We start from the raw sequence: 22,143 nt of genomic DNA, 5'->3' as shown, positions 1-22,143 counted from the left end.
ATTTCCAACCGTAAATAAACACTGTTTTTACTTACTTATCATGATGTTTGTGATTGTATTAATCATAAAAATAAATCATCATGAAACATTTTACATGTCATCACAATCCATCAAAAAAGAACAGTCTAATTTTATCAATCGCTCTATGCATTGCACTATTATACTCAGCTTTTAGTTTCTCTCAGGAACTATCGTCAAATGACGCTGTTGGTGTATTCGTTTTTGAAAGTGAAACCATAGATTATGGTACGATTCAACAAAACGACAATGGGATAAGGACCTTTAAGTTTAAAAATAGAGGTCGCGCACCAATAGTGATTTCTAAAGTAAAAACAACGTGTGGATGCACTGTACCAACCTATCCTAAACAAGCTATTTTACCAGGAGAATCGGCAACAATAGATATCAAGTACGCAACTAGCAGACTTGGTAAATTTTCAAAGTCAATTACTGTGTTTTCTAATGCCGACCAGCCTCAAAAACGTCTACAAATAAAAGGCAATGTTGTTGCCAAAGCGTCTAAAACCATCAAGTAAATCCTATGAAAAATTATATTATTTACATGGCTTTCAGTCTATTTTCGATAACCGCATTTGCACAAGACATTAATACTGAAATTGCGTTAGATGGCGAAACGCCTTTCTTACTGGGAAAAATTAACAAAGCAGGTTTGATGTCAGAAAACTATAAAGAATGGTTTATAAAAAACTATAAAGCTTATGATCCTGACCAAACTACAATAGATGCAATTGGTTCTCAACTTAACAACTATCAAATCACGCTTTTTATGGGTACTTGGTGTGGAGATAGTAAACTAGAAGTACCACGATTTTATAAAATTTTAGAAGCTTGCAAGTTTCCTGAAGCCCAGCTAAAAGTCATAGCGCTAAGTCGAAAACCTGACATGTACAAACAGAGTCCGAAACATGAAGAAGCGGGTTTAAATATTCATCGTGTACCAACGTTTATTTTTTACAAAGACGGAAAAGAAGTTAATCGCATTGTTGAACATCCTGTTAAAACTTTAGAGGCAGACCTCTTAAACATCATCACGTCAAATGACTATAAATCAAATTATCAGATTGTTAGTAAAGTGCATTCCATTTTAAAAGAAGACGGATTAAATGGTTTAAGAAAACGAAGTCGAAAATTGATTAAAAGTTTTGACGGAAAAGTCTCCAGCATGTATGAATTAAACACCTACGGTCGCATCTTGTATGGCAACAATGAGATAGATGAAGCCATAACGGTTTTTAAACTCAATGCGAAATTATTTCCAGATCAACCAAGAGCATATATGAGTTTGGCAAACACTCTAGGTATCAATGGCAATTTTGAGGAAGCTGTAAAAACCATTGAAAAGGCAATACAGCTATTTCCTGATAACGAGGACTTGGTCAAAAATCTCGAGGCTTTAAAAACAAGATAGATTCAACTTTAGTTATTTATACCGTTAGGTTGATAAAACCTAGCGGTTTTTTTGTTCTAATTCTTGTAAATAATGTAATTTTGCACCTCAAAATACATTTTAGCATGCAGCTTTCAGAACAAGAACAAGTACGACGCGAAAAACTCGCCAAATTAAGAGCCTTAGGTATTAACCCTTATCCTGCAGATTTATATCCTGTAAATCATACTTCTAAACAGATTAAAGACATGTTTGAAGAAGGTAAAAAGGTGATTATAGCTGGTCGATTAATGTCTCGTCGAATTCAAGGAAGTGCAAGTTTTGCTGAATTACAGGACAGTGCTGGAAGAATACAAGTGTACTTCAATAGAGATGAAATCTGTTCGGGAGACGACAAAAGCAAATACAACGATGTTTATAAAAAACTACTAGATATTGGCGATTTCATAGGTATTGAAGGTGAACTCTTTACAACTAAGGTTGGTGAAAAAACGGTTATGGTAAAAGATTTTACACTGCTAAGTAAAGCTTTAAAACCATTACCTCTTCCTAAAACAGATGGAGAAGGCAATACTTTTGACGAATTTAATGATCCTGAATTGCGTTACAGACAACGTTATGCCGATTTAGTTGTAAATCCGCATGTAAAAAACGTATTTATTAAGCGAACAAAGCTTTTTAATGCCATGCGTGAATTCTTTAATAATTCTGGATATTTTGAGGTCGAAACGCCAATACTTCAACCTATTCCTGGAGGTGCAGCAGCACGACCGTTCATTACGCATCATAATAGCTTAGACATTCCGTTATACATGCGAATTGCAAACGAGTTATATTTAAAACGTCTTATCGTTGGAGGTTTTGATGGTGTTTACGAATTCTCTAAAAACTTCAGAAATGAAGGCATGGACCGCACACACAATCCAGAGTTTACTGCCATGGAAATCTATGTATCCTACAAAGACTATAACTGGATGATGGATTTTTGTGAACGACTCCTAGAACATTGCGCCATGGCTGTTAATGGAACAACCGAGGCTACGTTTGGTAAACACAAAATCGACTTTAAAGCACCATATGCTCGTGTGACTATGGCTGACTCAATAAAGCATTTCACAGGATTTGATATCACTGGTAAAACTGAAGCTGAAATCCGCCAAGCTGCAAAAGACTTAGGTGTTGAAGTTGACGATACTATGGGTAAAGGAAAATTAATTGATGAGATTTTTGGTGAAAAATGTGAAGGCAATTACATTCAACCGACATTCATCACTGACTATCCTAAGGAAATGAGCCCGTTATGTAAAGAACATCGCGACAATCCTGAATTAACAGAGCGTTTTGAATTAATGGTCTGCGGAAAAGAGATTGCCAATGCCTATTCAGAATTAAACGATCCGATAGACCAACGCGAGCGCTTTGAGCACCAGCTAAAATTAGCGGCTAAAGGTGATGATGAAGCTACAGAGTTTATAGATCATGATTTTTTAAGGGCTTTAGAATACGGAATGCCTCCTACTTCTGGTATGGGAATCGGTATGGATAGACTTATCATGTTTTTAACCAATAATCAATCTATACAAGAAGTATTGTTTTTTCCGCAAATGCGCCCAGAAAAAAAGCAAGTTGAAATGACTGAAGAAGAAAAAGCAGTGTTTGCCCTATTAAAATCTAATTCTCCAGTTAATTTAAACGATTTAAAAACACAATCTGGATTAAGCAATAAAAAATGGGATAAAACCATCAAAGGTTTAACTGGAAAAAAAGTTGCTAAAGTTTCAAAAACTGAAGACGGCTTATATGTAGAAATCATGTAATTCTGGAATTACATCAGAATCATACTATAAAAAAAAGGAATTGCAGAAATGTGATTCTTTTTTTGTTTCTAAAACTTATCTTTAGAAGCTTAATTACGAATCTAAATGCTGAAATACCAACAAATACAATTAACTTATATAGTACCAGTCTATTTAGACAAAAATCTTGATGCACTTTATCATCTAATTAAAACCTATGAAGGCTACGATTTAGAGACTCTAAAACAGATTCATTTTATCTTTATAGACGATCATTCACCAGTAGATGTAAAGCTCCCTAAAAACTGTCAGCTCAATTACTCTCTAGCTAAAATTTCAACACATATTATGTGGAATCAAGGTGGCGCAAGAAACCTGGGAGTACACCTTGCCAAATCTCAAAAGATGGTGCTCACTGATTTGGATCACACATTTCCTGAGTCTGTATTTCAATTTTTGATACAAACTAAAACGCCAAATCAAATATTTACGTTTAAAAGAATTAGAGACAATGAAGTTGCAATGCCGCATTACAACACCTTTTTTTTAAGTAAAAGCACCTACTTTAAATCACTTGGTGTTGATGAAGAGTTCTGTGGGCACTATGGTCATGAAGATGTGTTTTTTATCGAATTTCAAAAGCGTGTAGGAACTAAGTTATATACTTACAGAGATCAAACTATCTTCTCTCATGAGCATAAAAACTCCAAACAACCACAACATCAATTACATAGAGATTCTAGCATCACAAAACCATTATTTGATGCTAAGTATCGTATTTTAAAGGACAAGAACAGAGATCCATTTGATGCGCATAGTCGTTTATTTTTAAATTTTGAGTGGCATCAGGTTGAAGAATCTATTAAGCTTTAAAAGGAATTCCAAAAACCAAATCTTCATTAACTAAAGCAGTAATTAGAGGCTTCAGATTGGCTTCTTTAATTTGATCTTCAAATAAATCATTTTGAACCAAATCTTCAAATTCTAATTGCTCAGCAGCCTCTTTAAACTCAAGTAAAAGCTCTTTATCTTTCATCTTAAGCGTAAAACCTTGGTCTGTTTTATGGATTAAAACTTCAGGATTAAATATGTATTTTATTCGTGTATTTTTAGTTGATTTCATACTTTTTTGAAGTAATTTATAGACAGCAGAAACTGCTCTGTTAACACTAATAGAATGTAGACAAATTCGATGTTCACAAGCTATAGCAATATCATATTTACACGTGATACTGCAATGTCCTGGTTTTCCCCATACTACTTCACGATTTTCAGCCAATGTCGACCAAGAACCTGGCCCTGTTAATCCGTGAAACGCAACTGAAGGTACATTATAAACACCTGCAAAATGCGTAATCCCAGAATCATTTCCTATATGAAATGTAGCACCAGAAAGACAAATAGCAACCTCATCTAAATTTCCAGTTTCAATGGTAACCTTATCTATATGCTTAAAATGTTCAGGGTCTGGATCATTAGGACCTAAAATTACTGTACATTGAAAGGATGGAAACTTTTTTAGAAGCACTTCTATCAATTCTACATAACGTTCTGTTGGCCACCACTTAGGTTTGAAGCCTGCTCCAGGATGCACTGTAAAATAAGGTTGTTTTGTATTGGTATCACTTTTAAAATAAGGAAACCCAGAATACGAATTATCGGCTTCAGGATGCATTGTCGCTATCGCATCAATATAATGCTTTAAAGCGTGCTGCCGCAGTCTGTGATGTGTTTCATAATTAATAACTCCTATATTCCTAAAGCGCCTGCTTTTAGGGTAATTTCCTAAATTAATGACCTTGTCAAATTGAGACATGTCTATTGTTTCAACAGTACTAATAGGTATTAAATTTAAGCCCTTGGTATTAGTTTTAAACACATTAATCAAGTTATTAGGTAATGCTACAGTGACTTGTTCAGAAACATCTTGAAGTTTATTAATTGCCGGAATGGCGATAAACTGATCTCCTAATCCTCCATAACTTTTATAGATTAAAGCGTGCTTAAATTTGGGAGTAGTTACCGTTTTATGCAAAGCTTCACAAACCTGCTCCCAAAAATAATTCGGCGCGTTCTGCATGAGCTGTTTACCTTGCTCAAGGTGATTAGGATAAAAATCATAGGAAAACGTCCCTACTCTGTCGTTTGAAATTAGCTTAGCTCCAGACAAAAAAGCTTCTGCAGCAACTCTTCCTGAAGGTTCAGGCCATCGAGGCTTAAAGAAAAAATATTCCGTTTTACCTAACACTTTTAATATTTCAGCATTATTGGTTTTATCTTTGAAACTGACATTTTTTGAAGGCTCTCTTCGCAACCGGTTTTTACCATAAACCGTAATTTGCTTTTCTGGGTGTGCTTCGGCATAATCTAATAACTCATATCCACCTTTAATAAACTTAATATCTCCTAAAAACAATACATGATCTTTATGTTTGTCTTCGGAAACAGATAAATCTTCAACATTTATAGGCGGCGGAAGAACTATATGATTTTTTACTGCCTCTCCATATAAACGCTTATGATAATCATAATGCATTGGTGATTGAAAAACATTGAGTTTTGAATTGACAAATAAATTACGATAATGATGAAATCTATTGGTATTACAACAATTTTTTACCTTAGAATCAACATAACAATACACGCTACGTTTTTCGCATAATCCATAATCATGCTCCCATTTCACATAAGGAATATCGTGTTTAATCAAGTGAGAAATCAATTCAAACTCATAATCGCATGAGACAATGTTATTGACTATAGCGACATCGCAATTGGAAAGTTGTTTTTTAGTGTATTCAAAATCTGTTAAATCATCGTAAATAACAGAATAACCTAGTGATATGGCTTTGTCAATAATTTTCTTATTTGACAATTCGGCACCACCAATATAGTCCATTTCTACATCGTGTAAAAATGCAATGTTCAGCATAAAAAAGGATTTAAAAAGGAGTAGTTGACAATGAAATGACTGTTAGTAGCCGTCATCGTAATAACCATCATCATAATAGCCATCATCGTAATAACCGTCATCATAGTAGCCATCGTCGTAATAGCCATCGTCATAGTAGCCGTCATCAAAAGAATCATCATCACTAGAACTACAAGAGTTAAAAATGACACCTGTTAGTGAAATAGTTGATGTTACTAAAATAGCTTTACCACTATTTTTTAAAAAATCTCTTCTTTTCATATGGTCTTATACTTAATAAGAGAACAATATAATAAAGTTTTAGCTTAAAAAAAAGTACATGAGGTTTTTATAACAATTACAGATACTATGTAGTGCACTTCATTGATTTACAAAATGACCCATTACATATAACAAACACGATTAATTCAAACAATTTGACAGCTGTAAATCAAAGAATTATAATTCTTTTAAAAGACGAAAAACAACTTCATATCGATTTATTCTTTCAATAAAAAAGAATTTTATTACATTCGCAATCAGCTATTAATCAGAAAAAAACAACCCAAATGTTAAAAAAAACCGGTCTACTATTAATGCTCATCATTTTTGTGCTAGCATGTAATAATGATGATGATTTAGTCGCAGCTTGTGATGCTGTCTCCAATGTTTCTGTAAATGACGTTACAGATAATTCTGTAACTATTTCATGGGATGATGCTAATAACACAGGATCTTACATACTGGAATATGGTATAGCTGGATTTCCTCTTGGCAGTGGCACGACGCTTTCAACAACCAATACCAGCACAGTACTTACTGGTTTAAACGACAATGCTACATACGATGTATATATTCAAACCATTTGTTCTGAAACCAATGTGAGCATGTATACAGATGTATTTACTTTTACAACTTCAATATTACCTTGTGAAGCTGTAACCAATTTAAATGCTAGTATGATTACAGACACTTCAGCTCTTATAGCCTGGGAAGACACAGTTAATGTCACAGGTACTTACGAGTTAGAATATGGTGCTTCCGGATTTACTGTTGGTTCTGGAACTTCAGTTTCGGTTACTGAAACTTCTATCGAAATTACAGGTTTAAACCCATACACAGATTATGATGTGTATGTAAAAGTGATTTGCGAAGTTGGTAATGAGAGTTCAAACTCTGATGTTTTAAGTTTTACAACCTTAGCAATTCCTGTTATTCCTGAATTTAGACCAACACTTTCTGAATTAAACTTATTTAATGGCGACCTTGAAAACTTAGAAATAACACCTTACGGATTTGAGTACGATTTAAGTACAAAATTGTTTACGGATTATGCTCACAAACAACGCTTTATTGTTCTTCCAACTGGTGAAAAACTAACTTATGTTAATGATGGTTTACCATTATTTCCTGACAATACTATTATTGTTAAGACATTTTTCTACAACAATGATGAAACAGACTTAACATTAGGTAGGAACATCATAGAAACCAGAATTCTTATTAAAATTGATGGCTCTTGGGAAACTGGAAATTATATCTGGAATGCATCGCAAACCGAGGCTACCTTAGATTCAGATGGCGCAACAGTTCCTGTTACTTGGGTGGATTCTGAAGGAGAATCACAAAGTATAAATTATGAAATTCCATCAAGTGTTCAGTGTTTTATTTGTCATAGTAACAACTCTGAAACCACTCCGATTGGACCAAAACTAAGAACGCTCAACTTTGAAGTTAATGGCTCAAATCAACTACAAGCATTAATTGACAACGAGATGATTAATGGACTATCTGATCCTACATCAGTAAATACATTACCAAATTCTGAAGACACCTCTTTAACACTTGACCGTCGTGCTAGAGCTTATATGGATATAAATTGTGCACACTGCCATACCCAAGGCGGATTTTGTGAAGAGCAATCTACATTAAGATTATCTTATGAAACAGCTTTTGGTGAGTCTAATATCTTAGAACGAAAAAACAGTATCTTGACCAGAATACAAAATACAATTCCTGAATATGGAATGCCTTATATCGGAACGACTATTCTTCACGATGAAGGTGTTGCTTTATTATTAGAATATTTAGACACACTCGACTAAGCCATTTTAATTATATAACTTCTACAAAGAAAGCCACATAAAACCTGTGGCTTTCTTTGGTTTTATACGCCATATATTTAAGTTAAAATAATATTAAAACCTTGTGATATTTTTAACACTCTTTTAGATTTCTTACTTTAGAAGACTAATTTAAAATTCAACCACTTTGAAACAATTTTCTTTAAAACTACTCTTAGTAGTTTCCGTATGCTTTATTGCTTTGTCATGCTCGACAGCTAAAAAAGCCAATAAAGCAAAAGCAGCTACAGCTGCAGCCAAACCACCTGCTAAAAAACCAGGTAAAAATGACCCAAAACCTTATAACAAAGTCATTACTAAAGATGCTAAAAGCGATGAAGGGTTATTCACAGTTCATACCTTAGACGATAAATATTACTACGAAATCCCTGACTCTCTTTTTGACAGAGAAATGCTCATGGTGACTCGTATTTCTAAAACTGCAAGCGGATTAGGCTTTGGTGGCGGAAAGCAAAATGAGCAAGTCCTGCGTTGGCAGAAAAAAGGAAAGAAAGTTATCCTTCGTGTCGTGTCTTATAATGTAGTCGCAGCAGATTCTCTTCCTGTAAATGAAGCTGTAGAAAACTCAAATTTTGAGCCTGTACTCTACACATTTCCTATTAAAGCATTCAGTAAAGATTCTACAAGCACAGTGATTGATGCTACACCTTTATTTGAAAAAGATGTAAAGTCATTAGGATTACCACAATTTAGAAGACGTCCTTTTAAAGTTACCCGATTAGAAAGTGATAAATCTTTTATAGAAAACATAAAAAGTTACCCACGAAATATTGAATCAAGACATGTAAAAACTTATGCTGCTGGTTCTCCTCCATCAAATTCGAGTACTGGAAGTATTTCTATTGAGATTAATAACTCCATGATTTTACTCCCTGAAAACTTAATGAAACGCCGCTATTTTGATGAGCGTGTAGGTTGGTTTGCCAGAAGCCAGACAGATTATGGTTTAGAAGATCAAAAAAGTAAGTCGCTTACGTTCTTAGACCGTTGGAGATTAGAAGTAAAAGATGAAGATATTGCAAAATTTAATCGTGGTGAATTAGTTGTTCCTAAAAAGCAAATTGTATACTATGTGGATAGAGCAACTCCAGAAAAGTGGCGTAAATATATCAAACAAGGTATCGAAGATTGGCAGGTAGCTTTTGAAGCTGCAGGATTTAAAGATGCAATTATTGCAAAAGATCCTCCAACTGTTGAAGAAGATCCAGAATGGACACCTGAAGATGTTCGTTATTCTGTTGTACGTTACTTAGCATCTCCAATTCCTAATGCTAACGGACCTCACGTAAGTGACCCAAGAACCGGAGAAATTTTAGAAAGTGATATCAATTGGTATCACAATGTAATGTCATTATTACGTGGCTGGTTTTTTGTTCAAACTGCAGCTATTAATCCAGATGCACAAAGCCCACAATTTAAAGATGAAGTTATGGGACGTTTAATTCGTTTTGTATCTGCTCACGAAGTAGGTCATACACTTGGATTACCTCATAATATGGGAAGTAGTGTTGCTTATCCTGTAGAAAAATTACGTGATGCTGAATTCACTCAAAAATATGGTACAGCACCTTCTATTATGGATTATGCTCGTTTTAACTATGTGGCTCAACCTGGTGATGAAGGTGTAGCATTAATGCCGAATATTGGTATTTATGATAAATATGCTATTTCTTGGGGTTACAGACCTATTTTAGGAAAAACTGCTGAAGAAGAAAAACCAATACTTAATCAATGGATTATGGAACATGCTGGAGATCCAATGTATCGTTTTGGTCACCAACAAGTAGGCGATGTACATGATCCTAGTTCTCAAACTGAAGATTTAGGTGATGATGCTATGTTAGCAAGTGAATACGGTATTAAAAACTTAAAGCGTATTGTTCCTAATTTAATTAGTTGGACAACTGAAGCTGGTGAAGATTATGATGATTTACAGGAAATGTATGGTCACGTAGTTTCTCAATTTAATCGCTACATGGGACATGTCTCTAATAATATTGGTGGTGTTTATGAGCATTATAAAGCTGCTGATCAACCTGGAGCTGTCTACACACCTGTAGCAAAAGATCATCAAAAAAGAGCCATGAAATTTATTCAGGAGAATTTATTTACCACACCAGAGTGGTTGATTGATAAAACTATTTTTGATCGTATAGAATATTCTGGTTCTGTAAATCGTGTTCGCGGCTTACAAGTAAGAACATTAAATAACATTATGAGCTTAGGTAAAATGCAACGTTTAACCGAAGCTGAAACATTTAATGGTAGCGAGGCTTATGCACTTACAGATATGATGAAAGATCTTCGTCAAGGCATTTGGAGCGAATTACGTACAGGAAAGAGAATTGATACGTACCGACGTAATTTACAACGCGCTCATATTGATAGATTAGCGTATTTAATGACTGCTAAAAATCAAGGCAAAGCTCCTGCGTTTGGAGGTTATCAAAAATCGACTGCTGTAAATACCAGTCAGTCAGATATAAGAGCTGTTGTAAGAGCCGAATTAAAAACATTACGCAGTCAATTGCGATCTGCTCGTGGAGCTGACTCTATGAGTAGAATTCATATCGCTGATGCTTTAGAACGTATTGATGCAATTTTGAATCCTAATGGATAATTAATTAAACATACATGTATAAAAAGCTCTGGAATTATCTGGAGCTTTTTTTATTCTAACACCTTATCAATTGCAGTTCTGTATGCATCAAATTCCACCAGGTCATTATGGCTTCCTCCTTCAATTGTAATAAATGTTGTTTGACTAACAGGAGCAACAGCGTTTAATTTTTCTGCGGAAGCATAAGGAACAACACCATCGGAAGTGCCATGAAACATCGTAATTGGACATTTGACATTACCAATAAATTCATTAGAAAGAAATTTATATTTCAGTAAAGACGATACTGGAAAAATTGGAAACCGATGTCGCGCTACATCCAAAATGCTATAATATGGAGTTTCTAAAACAAGCTGTTTTGGCTGATTTTTTGAGGCTAGAAATGTGGCTATTCCCGTTCCTAAAGATCGACCATAGAGTGTAATTTCTGCTTCAGCATATTGCTTTAAGAGATAATCATAGCAATATTGCGCATCGTCATAAAATGCTTGCTCGCTCAACTTGCCTTTACTTTTTCCGTAGGTACGATAATCCATAATAAACATGTCGTAATGTTTGGCTACAAAAAATTCGGCAATGGTTCCCCATCGGCTCAGGTCGCCTGCATTTCCGTGGAAATACAAAATTACACCTTTGGGGTTTTCAGATTTAAAATGAATGGCATTAATGCTAACATTTTCAGAAGGCTTTAAGAACACTTCTTCAAATGGATAAGCAAACTGATATTGATAATCCTGTTCTAAAACCGTAGGAAGGAATAGTAACTTTTCTTGTAAAAAATAGAGTGATGTACCTATCATAACATATAAAATCAAAAAAACTTTAAGTCCTTTTTTAAGCTTTTTTCTTAGTCGGTTTTGAGGTGTGAATGACATTAATACTTGTGGTTTCTAAATCGATGAGTTTTGGTGTGTTATTTAAAATATCATCTAACATGCTATGGTAAGATTCAAAATTATTTAAGTTCTTGTGTCCGCCTCCAATAACGGTATGCAGCTTTGTAAGTTTAGGGTTTACCTTAGATAACTTTACACTTGTTTTAAACGGAATCAAGGTATCGTGAGTACCATGAATGATATGAATTGGGCATTGCACATATTTTAACCATTTATAAGTTGGCAGCGGATATTTCATCAATAAGGATAATGGCATAAATGGAGCATAGCGCGCTGTTACCTTGGTTAAACTATAATAAGGCGCATCGAGAATGAGCATTTTAGGATGGTTCATCGATGCCAATTTTGCTGCAAACCCAGATCCTAAAGATCGTCCATAAAGGATGATACGATCTTCACTGGTTTTCTCTTTGACTTTATTATATACTAACTGTAAATCACGTTTTATCGCTTTTTGAGAGCGTCTACCTGTACTTTTTCCGAAGCCACGATAATCAACCATCAACACATTATAACCATGTCTTGTGAAGTCGACTGCAAATTTACCCCAGCCTTTAATACTTTTTGAATTGCCTTTGAGGTAAATTACCACACCTTTACTTTCACCTTTAGGAAAAAATCGAAGTCCATTAATTATAGCACCATCACGCGTTTCGAGATTGTACTCTTTTGTCTCCTGATTTTCGTAATCAAACTGAAAATCGGCAGGCAACTTTTCAGGTTTAAATAACATATAATCTTGTAAATAATACAACGCGATACTAATGGCAATGTAAACAACAAGAATAGTAATAACAATGGATAACCAATAGGCCATAAAACATAGTTTGTTCTAACAAGATATAAAATTTAAACCAAAAAAGGCTCTAGCGTATGCTAAAGCCTTTGTAATTATATAGGTGATGTCAAACTATAAACCCAATACTTTTGTGCCTTGTTCAAAAACGACATCTACAGGAATACTAGCGTCACTTAAACGATCTAAATCTGCTTGTAACTCTTTAGAAATAATTCCTTTTTCAGCGACCAATTGGGCAACACCATCATAATCACCATTGCCTTGTAATGTAAGAATGAGGTTTGACAAATCACGCATAGCAGTTTCCATTTTATCAAAATTAACTTTATAGGTACCATCAGCATTTCTTGTAAACGCTCCTTTTTCTTTGAAAAAATTAAAACGAATCATATTTGCTTTTCCGTGAGCTGAAGAGGCTCCAAAACGTACTGAACGGAAAATTCCTGCCATGAAAGTGACCATATTATCTTTTAAATCATCGGTCAATTCTCCTTTAGCATTTAATTGCTGAATCATATATAACCCAAGTATATCTGCCTTACCTTCTTCTAAAGCACTGGCATGTTCTTTTAAGGCAGTTCGTACGGTTCCTTTTCCATTAATTGTATTTTTAATACCTAAACCATGTGCTACTTCATGAAACATCGTATTTGAAAAAAACGCGTCAAACGTAATGTGCTTGCGCTGACTTTCATCGATTAGAACTTTTGAAATTGGCACAAGTATTTTATCAAATTTAGCACGCATAGCATTTTTAAGCTGTAAGCGTCGTGTTCCTTTTTGCAATTGAACTTCTTCGTCATTTGGTAAATTAATGGCTATGGTTTTACTTCCAGAATTACAATCACCAGCATAAAAAACCACATCATAAGCATTGAGATCACTATCGGTTCCTGGTGTTTCTTTTTTATAAGCTTCATCAACAGGCAATCCAACTTGAAGCTCTGGTAAATAAGCACTAAACTTTGCTAAACGCTTACTCCACTCCTGGTCTTTAATTAACACATAACCTTCGTGTGCCGCTTTGTTACCAAATAGTTGATCTTCGTAGGTTTCAATTGGACCGATAACAATATCAATAGTATTGGTTTTCATATCCATCCACGCTAAATCACTAGGCTGATAATTATCATCTAAGAGCGCTTTAGCTCTTAATTCCAGATACGTTTTGAGTCCTTCATCTTCGGCCAATTCAGATGCTTCAATTAAAAGTTGTGAGACTTCTTTTAACTTACTTTCAAACTGTTTGTGATACGGAATAGAGTATAATTTCCCACTTTCATCGCGACGTACAAAATTGTATAGACTCGATTTGTTTTCGATGTCTGCAGCTTCAAACTCTTCCTTTGTCATATCTTTAGGATAGAAATTTGCACCAGCAGGTTTAGGGCCAACACCTTTAACAAAAGGCACATTTCCGTCTAAACGATCCCAAGGTCCGTAATTTATCTCAACAAATGCTTTGGTTTTTTCATCGGAAATCGACTGTAACAATTCACTTTTGTCACCATAAGATTCATACCAAAATAAATCGTTCATCATGTTAGCTGCTTCAATTAAATAAGGCAACATTTGACGTTCTTTTTCAGTGAGCTTAGACACATCTGCCGTTAATTTAAAATTCACATATTTGCTCAGGTTTTTTTCCATATTGCTGACATCTTCTGTAGTGGTTTCCGCTTCAGTAACAACATCTTTTTTATCATCTTTACAGCTGTAGAAAAACGAAGCGACTACCAATACTATTATTAGTTTTTTCATTAGAAATTAGTGTTTATTGATTCTATCCAAAGTTAGCAAATTTCGACTTTAATTCAACCATTTCAGAAAGACATCTGAAAAAGAGTCCATGAAAGATCTTGTGAATTGAAATTCTGTAGTTCTGTATTTAAAACCTCGCAACTTTAAAAGCTGCGAGGTCTTGGGTTACTTACTAACCAATCATCAAAACAAAAAAATCATGTAGACGATAATACCTTCGGCTATTCCTGTAATAATACTCATTCCTAGTATGTCTTTAATTTTGCTTCTTAAAAAGAAAACTATACTTAATATCGCCATAATGGCTGCTAGCAATATTTCTAAAGCATCTATTTTGGTCAGTAAAAATGTGACACAGGTAAATGCTATTGTAATTCCGATCGTAATAAGGCAAAACTTAATAATTTCATTTTTGCCATAGTTGCCTTCTTTAAAACCTTGTCGTAAATCTCTCAGAATAGATAGCACAAACAATAGTGGTACAACTGATAAAAAAGGAGCAAAAATAACTTTGATGCCTTTTTCTATTCTTAAATTAAAATGCAGAAAAAAAGCAATAGCAGTAAATGCCAGCAAACCTGTGACAATGATGGATTGAAACGTGAATAACAATTCGCGTTTATTAGCATTTGTTCTTGGTTTTGGAGGTTGAATAATTGGATTCATAATTTTAAATTTTTGATGATTATATTTTTGTATGTATTGTATTAAGCGGTTAGAAAAAAGACATGTATTGCCAGTGAAAGCAGTACACCACTTAAAATTCCGTTAACTCTTAAGTTGTTGTATAAAATATAGTTAAGCACATAACTACTTATGGTTGTAGAATTAATGAGGTGTGCAAAAATAAGATGGTCTTCTAATTTCTGACCTGTTACCCACTCTACACCTTGCATAGACACAACTCCTATAATTATGGTAACTACAAGTAATATTGTTGCTGGCTTTTGATGTTGCAGTTTATACGCATCTGTGTTTTCTGGTAAAAAATGCTCTATTAAAATAAAGCGTACAAAAAACAATAATGGAATTGGAAATAAGATTGATGCAATAATTTTAATCACATCTTTTAAGGTTTTAATCTCATCATATCCCAGAAACACCAAATAGACAAATACAATTACAGAAACACCTATAGTGATTATAAATGCTGTATTTAATTTCTTGAGCTGCATTTTAAACACCTATGTAAGCCTGGTTTGACATTGAATAACTAGTTAGCTGAGCTATGCAATGATTATAGCCTTCTATGATTTCATTTTGTATGCGTTTTGAAAACACGATGAGTAAGCTCATAGCGATTATAAAAAGTGTGGTTTTAAAAAACTGTTTCATTGGTTTGTTTTGTTGATTACTCTACAAATGTGCAATAGTTTGAACGTTCTCAAAACACTCATTATATTAAAAACTGACGATTATATTTATTAAAAAATTATATTTAATACTATTTTTACTAATATTTAAATTAATTTACTGACGATTAAATGACAGACTTAAAAGCTATAGTAGCTACGTTTTCTTCGGAAGACAAGCAACAATTCACCTCTTATCTAGAGCGAAAGAACAAACGAAATGACACAAAAAACATTCAATTATTTAAACTGTTGTCGCAAAACGAACTATCCTCTAAGGACATCTGTCAAAAATTATATGGCGCTTATCGCAAAGACGCTTATCACGCACTGAGAAAACGGCTGTACCAATCGCTTATTGATTTTATAGCTAATAGTAATTTAGAAGAAGAGAATTCGGTTGATATGCAAATCATCAAATATATACTAGCCTCACGAACCTTTTTATTTTACAAAAAACCTAAGATCGCTTATCAGATCCTAGACAAAGCTGAACGTTTAGCACAAGAACACCATCTGTTTCCTATTTTAAATGAAATATATCATACTAAAATTCAATATGCTTATACAAATCCTTCAGTAGACATAAATGCGGTTATTGCCAATTTCCGAAGTAATCAAAAACAACATTATCTTGAAGAAGAGCTCAACATGGTGTATGCAAAAATCAGGCAAACACTTAGCGACATGACTTATAAAGGAAAAATTGTTGACTTTAAAACCATACTCCATACGACACTTGAAGAACACAATATCAGTATAAATGAAGCCTTATCATTTAAATCACTTTACCAATTAATGACCATTGTTAGTTTATCGGCTTTTGTTACTAATGATTACTTAAAAATCGAACCTTTTTTAATCGAAACCTATCAAAAAATCTTAAACCATAAAAGGAAAGACAAACAGCTGGTTCACCATATCAAAGTGGTATATATGATTTCTAACACTTTATTTAGGAATAAAAAATTTCATGATTCATTAGACTATTTAGATCACATGCACACCCTTATGCAACAACAGAGAAAAAAACATTATGCCAATTTTAAACTAAAATATACTTTACTAATGGCGCTTAATCTTAACTATATAAACAAACAAGACGATGCTATATCATTATTAGAATCTACAAAACAAACCAAGCATACCGATTTAGAATCGCTATTAGATATTCATTTAGCCTTGGTTATGTTTTATATGCAAAAGCAAGATTTTAAAAGTGCTAAAACCATATTTTCAAAATTTTATCACACTGATAAATATTACATCGAAAAAGCAGGAAAAGAATGGATTATTAAAAAGAATATTGCTGAAATCATTCTTTATATAGAGCTTAGTGAATTTGACCTGGCCGAATCCAGATTACTGAGTTTTAAGCGCTCATATTTTAATTATTTGCGTCAGATTGACCAAGAAAGAGCTATTATTTTTATTAATTTAGTGATGGCGTACTTTAAAAACCCTGAGCAGATTACAACTCAAGCGTTTAAAAATAAGGTTGAAAATGCATTTATTTGGGTTGATGAAAAACAAGAAGATATTTTCGTAATGAGTTTTTACGCATGGTTAAAAAGCAAAATGGAATCTAAACCTTTATATACAACAACCTTAGGGCTCATTAAAAAAGCGCAAACTGTTAATTAGGAGTTAAAATTCACATCTGCATTAAACCAATCACAACTAATGTTGTCCAAAAACCATCAATTAAAAACATTGAAAAACCTATTAAATTTTAAACACATTGTATTATGAAAAAATTAATTTTAATCGCAATAGCTTTTATTAGTCTGAATGCTGTAGCGCAAGACAAAGACAAAAAGCAAGACAGAAAAGCCAGAGCAGAGCAAATGAAAAACATGTCTGCCGAAGATCAAGCCACAATAGCAACAAAAAAACTCACACTTGCATTAGACTTGACTGAAAAACAACAATCACAAGTCAAAGAACTCATGTTGGAGCAAGCGATTCACAGAAAGGAAAAAATGGCTGAAAGAGCAAAAATGAAAAGCGATACAGAAAACGACACTAAATTAAAAGTTGAAAAAACGGATGAACAAAAAATCAAGGCCGTAAACGAACGCTTAGACCGTCAAATAGAGACAAAACAAAAAATGAAAGCTATTTTAACGTCTGAGCAGTATGAAAAATGGGAAAAAACTCAAGGTAGACGTCATGGAAAAGCGAAATCAAAACGCAAAATGAAAGGTGATCATTAATTTGAGTTAACAAATAAATTGCATTAAAGCATCGATTTTTAAGGTTGATGCTTTTTTTTATAATAAAAATCGTTAATTTTAAACCTGTTGAATTATTTACATCAAAAGACAATGAAAAAATTAATTACACTTTGCCTATTTTCAGTAGCTCTGCTATTTAACACTCAAAGTATTACTGCTCAGAACACTTTAGAAATCAACGCTCAGGCCAACATAAAAACTAAAGAGCTAAGGAAGATTGTTAAATTTGAAGACTCCAAAAAGCAAGATGTATATAAAGCGTACCAAGACTATGGTATTGCCTATAAAAAAATAAGTTCCAATTTAACCGAAAACACGGAACGTTTTGAAAAAATAAATACAGCCTTAGACGAAAGATTAAAAAACATATTAACTGAAGAAGAATATGTTTTGTACTTAAAATACTTTAGAGATAGATAATTATTAAATCTCAAATAAAAAAAGCGACTGTTATAAGTCGCTTTTTTTATGCTATAAATTTTGAGCCACTTTAGCAACAGCGCATATAGTGTCATCTAAATCTTCATAAGAAAGCGCATCGGTTATGAACCAGGTTTCAAAAGCACTTGGCGCAATATATATCCCTTCATTAAGCATCCCATGAAAAAAGGATTTAAACCGCTCATTATTACCTTTTGCAGCACTATCAAAATCGATAACTTCATCTTCAGAAAAATGAATAGATAGCATAGATCCTTTACGATTTATAGTATGTGCTATATCATATTTATTTAGAGCTTCGGCGCAACCTTTATGCAAATATTCTGTTTTTTCTTCAAGACGCTTAAACAAGTCCGTATCACTCTCTATAGAATTCAGCATCGCCATTCCAGCAGCCATAGCCAACGGATTTCCACTTAGTGTTCCTGCCTGATACACACTCCCTAAAGGTGCCAGGTGACTCATAATTTCATGTCGAGCTGCAAATGCACCAACAGGTAAGCCGCCTCCTATCACTTTTCCGTAGCAAACAATATCAGCATTAATATTGTACAATTCTTGAGCACCACCTTTAGCCAATCTAAAACCTGTCATAACCTCATCAAAAACAAGTAAAATTGCATGGGCATCACACACCTCTCTGAGCTGTTGTAAAAAATTATTTTTTGGCGGAATACATCCCATATTACCTGCCACTGGTTCTATAATAATACATGCAATTTCATCTTTATTTGCCTCTACTAATGCTTTTACATGATCGATATCATTATACTTTGCCAGCAATGTATCTTTAGCTGTACCTTGTGTTACTCCTGGACTGTTTGGACTACCAAACGTTACGGCACCACTTCCTGCCTGAATTAAAAACGCATCACTGTGACCATGATAACATCCGGCAAATTTGATGATCTTTTCTTTTCCCGTAAACCCTCTTGCTAGACGAATGGCACTCATACAGGCTTCGGTTCCAGAGTTTACAAATCTGATTTGATCTATATTTGGCACCATTGAAACAGCCAGCTCAGCTATTTTAGTTTCAATTTCTGTAGGCATTCCAAATGATGTTCCATGTTTAGCTTTTTCTATAACCGCATTTACGACTGGTTCATAAGCATGTCCTAGTATCATTGGACCCCAAGAATTTATATAATCGATATAACGATTATCGTCTTCATCATATACATAAGCACCCTTTGCTGATTTAGCAAAAATTGGTGTTCCTCCAACAGCTTTGAAGGCTCGAACTGGAGAATTTACGCCTCCAGGAATAACAGCTTCAGCTGCCTTAAATAACGCACTACTACGTTGATATAACATGTTAATTGGATTTAATAATAAGAATTTGACCCAAAGAAAGATCATTATTTTTTAGACCGTTAAGACGTTTAAGCACATCTACAGTTGTATTGTATCGTTTTGATAATGAGTATAGTGTATCACCCTTAACCACTTTATGATGAATTGAAACATCTGCCTGTGTCACTTCTGTTTTTGAGGACTTATGACCTAAAACCATATCATCATATTTATCGAGCTGATAGCGTTCTATCAAACTAATAAGTTTTTGAGGATACCTTTTATCAGTAGCATAGCCTGCTGCACGTAAGCCTTTTGCCCAACCTTTATAATCATTAGGTCGTAAATCAAATAATTTAGAATATCGACCACGACCTGTTAGAAACTCCGAGTGATCTTCAAAAGAACTAAATGCATGTTTGTATTTTCGGAAACACTCTTGCGATTTATCATCGTCATGATAGATTTTTGCACCAGTCCACCCATGACATTTGATACCAAAGTGATTATTGGCCTCAACCGATAATCTACCTTTTCCAGAACCGGATTCTAAAATACCTTGTGCCAATGTAATACTGGCCGGAATTTTAGATTTTCGCATTTCATCCATTGCAATGGCGTTATAGGTCAGGATATAGATTTCAGTAGAATTTAAGTTAGAATGCTCAGGTATGACAACAGGTTCTTTAGGTAATTCCGTTTCCGAAGCTGGTTCAGGTACTACTACAACTGTTTCAGTTTTTTGCTTTGTCTTTCCTTTTTTTGTGACTATTTTCTTTTTTGAACCACAACTCAAAGCAATTAAGCCTATAAGTGCAACGACAAGTAATTTTTTCATAAATTTTAAACGATTAAAGGCTTCTTTTGTTGTTTTAATTTTAAATTCATCCCTTCTATGCCTTGTAAACCTCCTGTATGAATTGCTAAAATTTTTGCATCCTTCGGAAAATAGCCTTTTTCAATTAAATCATAAATACCATACATCATCTTTCCTGTGTAAACAGGGTCTAATGGAATATCGTATAGGTGCTTAAATTGGTTGATAAAACCAATCAATTCATCATTAATTTTTGCATAGCCTCCAAAATGATAATCGGTTTGTAACTCCCAATTTTTATCAGTTACAAATTTAGTGATTTCTTCTTTTAAAAAATCACCTTTTAACGCAGGAAAACCTATAATTTTTTGATGCGATGCTGCAGAATTTATAAGTCCGGAAATCGTACCTCCTGTCCCCACCGAACAGCAGACGTAATCAAATTGATGGTCTTCTTTGGTAAGAATTTCTTCACACCCTTTGACAGCTAAAGCATTTGTACCGCCTTCTGGAATGACATATAAGTCACCAAATTCCTGTTCTAAATCTGATATAAAGTTAATATCAGCTTTATGTTTATATTGGTTACGTGTGATAAATTTCAAATGCATACCACATTTTTTTGCGTAGCGCAATGTAGGATTGACATCAACCTTAGACTCCAACTCTTCTCCTCGAACTATGCCTATGGTTTTAAAACCAAACTCTTTGCCTGCTGAAGCCACTGCTGCTAAATGATTAGAAAAAGCTCCACCAAACGTTAATAAGGTATGATGTGTTTCCTTAGCTGAAATGATATTATACTTCAATTTTCGATATTTATTCCCAGAAATATATGGATGAATTAAATATTCAGGCTTGATAAAAACCTGATTATCGATACTTAAATTTTTATTGAATTTTATCTGAAACATACAACCCAATATAAGGTAATAATTACACATATAAACTAAAAGAAAAACCTTTAGCAATTCGACATTTACATTCTGACATTTAAATAGTTAACCACACAAAACATGAATTTTAACCACTATTTTACTCATGTTAACTAAATCTTTAAATTTAATTTAAAAAAATTGTTAATATTATGATAATTTTAATACATTACTCTACCAAATCTACTTTCTGAATAAAACTTACTACAATGTTTAGCAAATATTGTGATGTAGTATTAATTAAGAACGATAGATTATGACTAAAAAATTACTTCTTCTAGTAATATCAACTTTTATATATACTTATGCTTTCAGTCAAGACTTAACGTCTAGCCCAAGCGATTGTATACAAGACTTCACTTTTAACTCTAAAACGGTTTCTGGAGATAACCCACGAGTTAATGATATAATAATCTCATGGGATTTTTCACAGACAACCAATTCTGAAAACTTAGAATTAACTCTTCAGATTCAACCGCTTAATTCCTGCTGGAAGGGTGTTGAAGGCACATTACGTTCAGAAATTAAAACAATCAAAATAGCAAACTTTTCAGATAACTTAATAGGAAATCAAGAATTACTCTATAACGATTTGAATTGTAAATGTCTCAAATGGAAAGCAATAATTATAGATACAAATACTAATTGTCAGGTCAAAACCGAATGGCAATTTATTAGTTTTCTATAAGAAGTAACCAACTAGAATTATGTCGATATGAAAAAAATTACT

At 33.7% G+C, this 22,143-nt stretch carries 21 protein-coding genes; 10 read left to right on the top strand and 11 right to left on the bottom strand.

The features are described 5' to 3' along the window. Positions 1 to 80: 80 nt before the first annotated feature. The 4 genes from H7350_RS16500 to H7350_RS16485 all read left to right on the top strand — a co-directional run bounded on the left by H7350_RS16500 (position 81) and on the right by H7350_RS16485 (position 4,077). Positions 81 to 536 (top strand): DUF1573 domain-containing protein, encoded by a 456-nt coding sequence (locus H7350_RS16500; protein ID WP_204347027.1) that lies wholly within the window; start codon positions 81 to 83, stop codon positions 534 to 536. 5 nt (positions 537 to 541) lie between these two features. Continuing rightward, entirely contained in the window at positions 542 to 1,429 is an 888-nt protein-coding gene (locus tag H7350_RS16495) for a tetratricopeptide repeat protein (protein ID WP_204347026.1), read from the top strand. A 104-nt stretch (positions 1,430 to 1,533) separates the two neighbouring features. Beyond that, on the top strand, positions 1,534 to 3,225 hold the full coding sequence (gene lysS / locus H7350_RS16490; protein WP_204347025.1) for a lysine--tRNA ligase: 1,692 nt from the start codon (positions 1,534 to 1,536) through the stop codon (positions 3,223 to 3,225). Positions 3,226 to 3,330: 105 nt separating this feature from the next. Then, positions 3,331 to 4,077, top strand: coding sequence for a glycosyltransferase family A protein (locus tag H7350_RS16485; RefSeq protein WP_204347024.1), 747 nt, complete (start codon positions 3,331 to 3,333; stop codon positions 4,075 to 4,077). On the opposite strand, the gene H7350_RS16480 is transcribed toward H7350_RS16485, so the two are convergent. Together H7350_RS16480 and H7350_RS16475 are read right to left on the bottom strand one after the other, a co-directional pair. Beyond that, entirely contained in the window at positions 4,067 to 6,136 is a 2,070-nt protein-coding gene (locus tag H7350_RS16480) for a glycosyltransferase family 9 protein (RefSeq protein WP_204347023.1), read from the bottom strand. The genes H7350_RS16485 and H7350_RS16480 overlap by 11 nt on opposite strands. 42 nt (positions 6,137 to 6,178) lie before the next feature. Then, a complete protein-coding gene (locus H7350_RS16475) occupies positions 6,179 to 6,397 on the bottom strand; it encodes a hypothetical protein (RefSeq protein WP_204347022.1) in 219 nt (72 codons plus the stop codon). A gap of 287 nt (positions 6,398 to 6,684) precedes the next feature. Between H7350_RS16475 and H7350_RS16470 the strand changes: the two genes are divergently transcribed. Then, positions 6,685 to 8,220 (top strand): fibronectin type III domain-containing protein, encoded by a 1,536-nt coding sequence (locus H7350_RS16470; RefSeq protein WP_204347021.1) that lies wholly within the window; start codon positions 6,685 to 6,687, stop codon positions 8,218 to 8,220. A 166-nt stretch (positions 8,221 to 8,386) separates the two neighbouring features. Then, complete coding sequence (locus H7350_RS16465) at positions 8,387 to 10,879, top strand: zinc-dependent metalloprotease (protein ID WP_235989377.1); 2,493 nt, start codon at positions 8,387 to 8,389, stop codon at positions 10,877 to 10,879. A gap of 50 nt (positions 10,880 to 10,929) precedes the next feature. Here H7350_RS16465 and H7350_RS16460 read toward each other — a convergent pair whose 3' ends face one another. From H7350_RS16460 to H7350_RS16435, 6 genes are all read right to left on the bottom strand, one after another. Then, the gene (locus tag H7350_RS16460; RefSeq protein WP_204347020.1) at positions 10,930 to 11,754 is read right to left on the bottom strand and encodes an alpha/beta hydrolase; all 825 of its coding nucleotides are present in this window, start codon (positions 11,752 to 11,754) and stop codon (positions 10,930 to 10,932) included. Beyond that, a complete protein-coding gene (locus tag H7350_RS16455) occupies positions 11,714 to 12,592 on the bottom strand; it encodes an alpha/beta hydrolase (RefSeq protein ID WP_204347019.1) in 879 nt (292 codons plus the stop codon). Before H7350_RS16455 ends, H7350_RS16460 begins: the two co-directional genes overlap by 41 nt. A 93-nt stretch (positions 12,593 to 12,685) precedes the next feature. After that, complete coding sequence (locus tag H7350_RS16450; protein ID WP_204347018.1) at positions 12,686 to 14,335, bottom strand: dipeptidyl-peptidase 3 family protein; 1,650 nt, start codon at positions 14,333 to 14,335, stop codon at positions 12,686 to 12,688. Between the two features lie 183 nt (positions 14,336 to 14,518). Further along, positions 14,519 to 15,001 carry a hypothetical protein gene (locus H7350_RS16445; RefSeq protein WP_204347017.1) on the bottom strand — a complete coding sequence of 161 codons (483 nt, stop codon included), beginning with the start codon at positions 14,999 to 15,001 and terminating at the stop codon, positions 14,519 to 14,521. A 41-nt stretch (positions 15,002 to 15,042) separates the two neighbouring features. Then, positions 15,043 to 15,510 carry a hypothetical protein gene (locus H7350_RS16440; protein ID WP_204347016.1) on the bottom strand — a complete coding sequence of 156 codons (468 nt, stop codon included), beginning with the start codon at positions 15,508 to 15,510 and terminating at the stop codon, positions 15,043 to 15,045. Between the two features lies 1 nt (position 15,511). Beyond that, positions 15,512 to 15,670 (bottom strand): hypothetical protein, encoded by a 159-nt coding sequence (locus tag H7350_RS16435; RefSeq protein WP_204347015.1) that lies wholly within the window; start codon positions 15,668 to 15,670, stop codon positions 15,512 to 15,514. Between the two features lie 149 nt (positions 15,671 to 15,819). Here H7350_RS16435 and H7350_RS16430 point away from each other — a divergent pair, with 149 nt between their 5' ends. The 3 genes from H7350_RS16430 (at position 15,820) to H7350_RS16420 (ending at position 18,344) form a co-directional block, all read left to right on the top strand. Further along, positions 15,820 to 17,331 carry a hypothetical protein gene (locus tag H7350_RS16430; RefSeq protein WP_204347014.1) on the top strand — a complete coding sequence of 504 codons (1,512 nt, stop codon included), beginning with the start codon at positions 15,820 to 15,822 and terminating at the stop codon, positions 17,329 to 17,331. Positions 17,332 to 17,435: 104 nt separating this feature from the next. After that, positions 17,436 to 17,903: a Spy/CpxP family protein refolding chaperone gene (locus H7350_RS16425; RefSeq protein ID WP_204347013.1), complete on the top strand. Its 468-nt coding sequence runs from the start codon at positions 17,436 to 17,438 to the stop codon at positions 17,901 to 17,903. Between the two features lie 111 nt (positions 17,904 to 18,014). Beyond that, complete coding sequence (locus H7350_RS16420) at positions 18,015 to 18,344, top strand: hypothetical protein (protein WP_204347012.1); 330 nt, start codon at positions 18,015 to 18,017, stop codon at positions 18,342 to 18,344. A gap of 51 nt (positions 18,345 to 18,395) precedes the next feature. Here H7350_RS16420 and hemL read toward each other — a convergent pair whose 3' ends face one another. From hemL to H7350_RS16405, 3 genes are read right to left on the bottom strand one after another with little or no spacing between them, the layout of a single operon-like run. Continuing rightward, positions 18,396 to 19,682 carry a glutamate-1-semialdehyde 2,1-aminomutase gene (gene hemL / locus H7350_RS16415; protein ID WP_204347011.1) on the bottom strand — a complete coding sequence of 429 codons (1,287 nt, stop codon included), beginning with the start codon at positions 19,680 to 19,682 and terminating at the stop codon, positions 18,396 to 18,398. A gap of 1 nt (position 19,683) precedes the next feature. Beyond that, positions 19,684 to 20,499 (bottom strand): glucosaminidase domain-containing protein, encoded by an 816-nt coding sequence (locus tag H7350_RS16410; RefSeq protein ID WP_204347010.1) that lies wholly within the window; start codon positions 20,497 to 20,499, stop codon positions 19,684 to 19,686. Between the two features lie 5 nt (positions 20,500 to 20,504). Beyond that, positions 20,505 to 21,392, bottom strand: coding sequence for a 1-aminocyclopropane-1-carboxylate deaminase/D-cysteine desulfhydrase (locus tag H7350_RS16405; protein WP_204347009.1), 888 nt, complete (start codon positions 21,390 to 21,392; stop codon positions 20,505 to 20,507). A 277-nt stretch (positions 21,393 to 21,669) separates the two neighbouring features. On the opposite strand from H7350_RS16405, the gene H7350_RS16400 reads away from it, so the two are divergent. Next, positions 21,670 to 22,101, top strand: coding sequence for a hypothetical protein (locus H7350_RS16400; RefSeq protein WP_204347008.1), 432 nt, complete (start codon positions 21,670 to 21,672; stop codon positions 22,099 to 22,101). Positions 22,102 to 22,143 lie beyond the last annotated feature (42 nt).

Origin of the sequence: Psychroserpens algicola, from assembly GCF_014526325.1 — a bacterium.
GTDB classification, from domain to species: Bacteria; Bacteroidota; Bacteroidia; order Flavobacteriales; family Flavobacteriaceae; genus Psychroserpens; species Psychroserpens algicola.
This window is presented reverse-complemented; position numbering and strand designations above follow the sequence as displayed.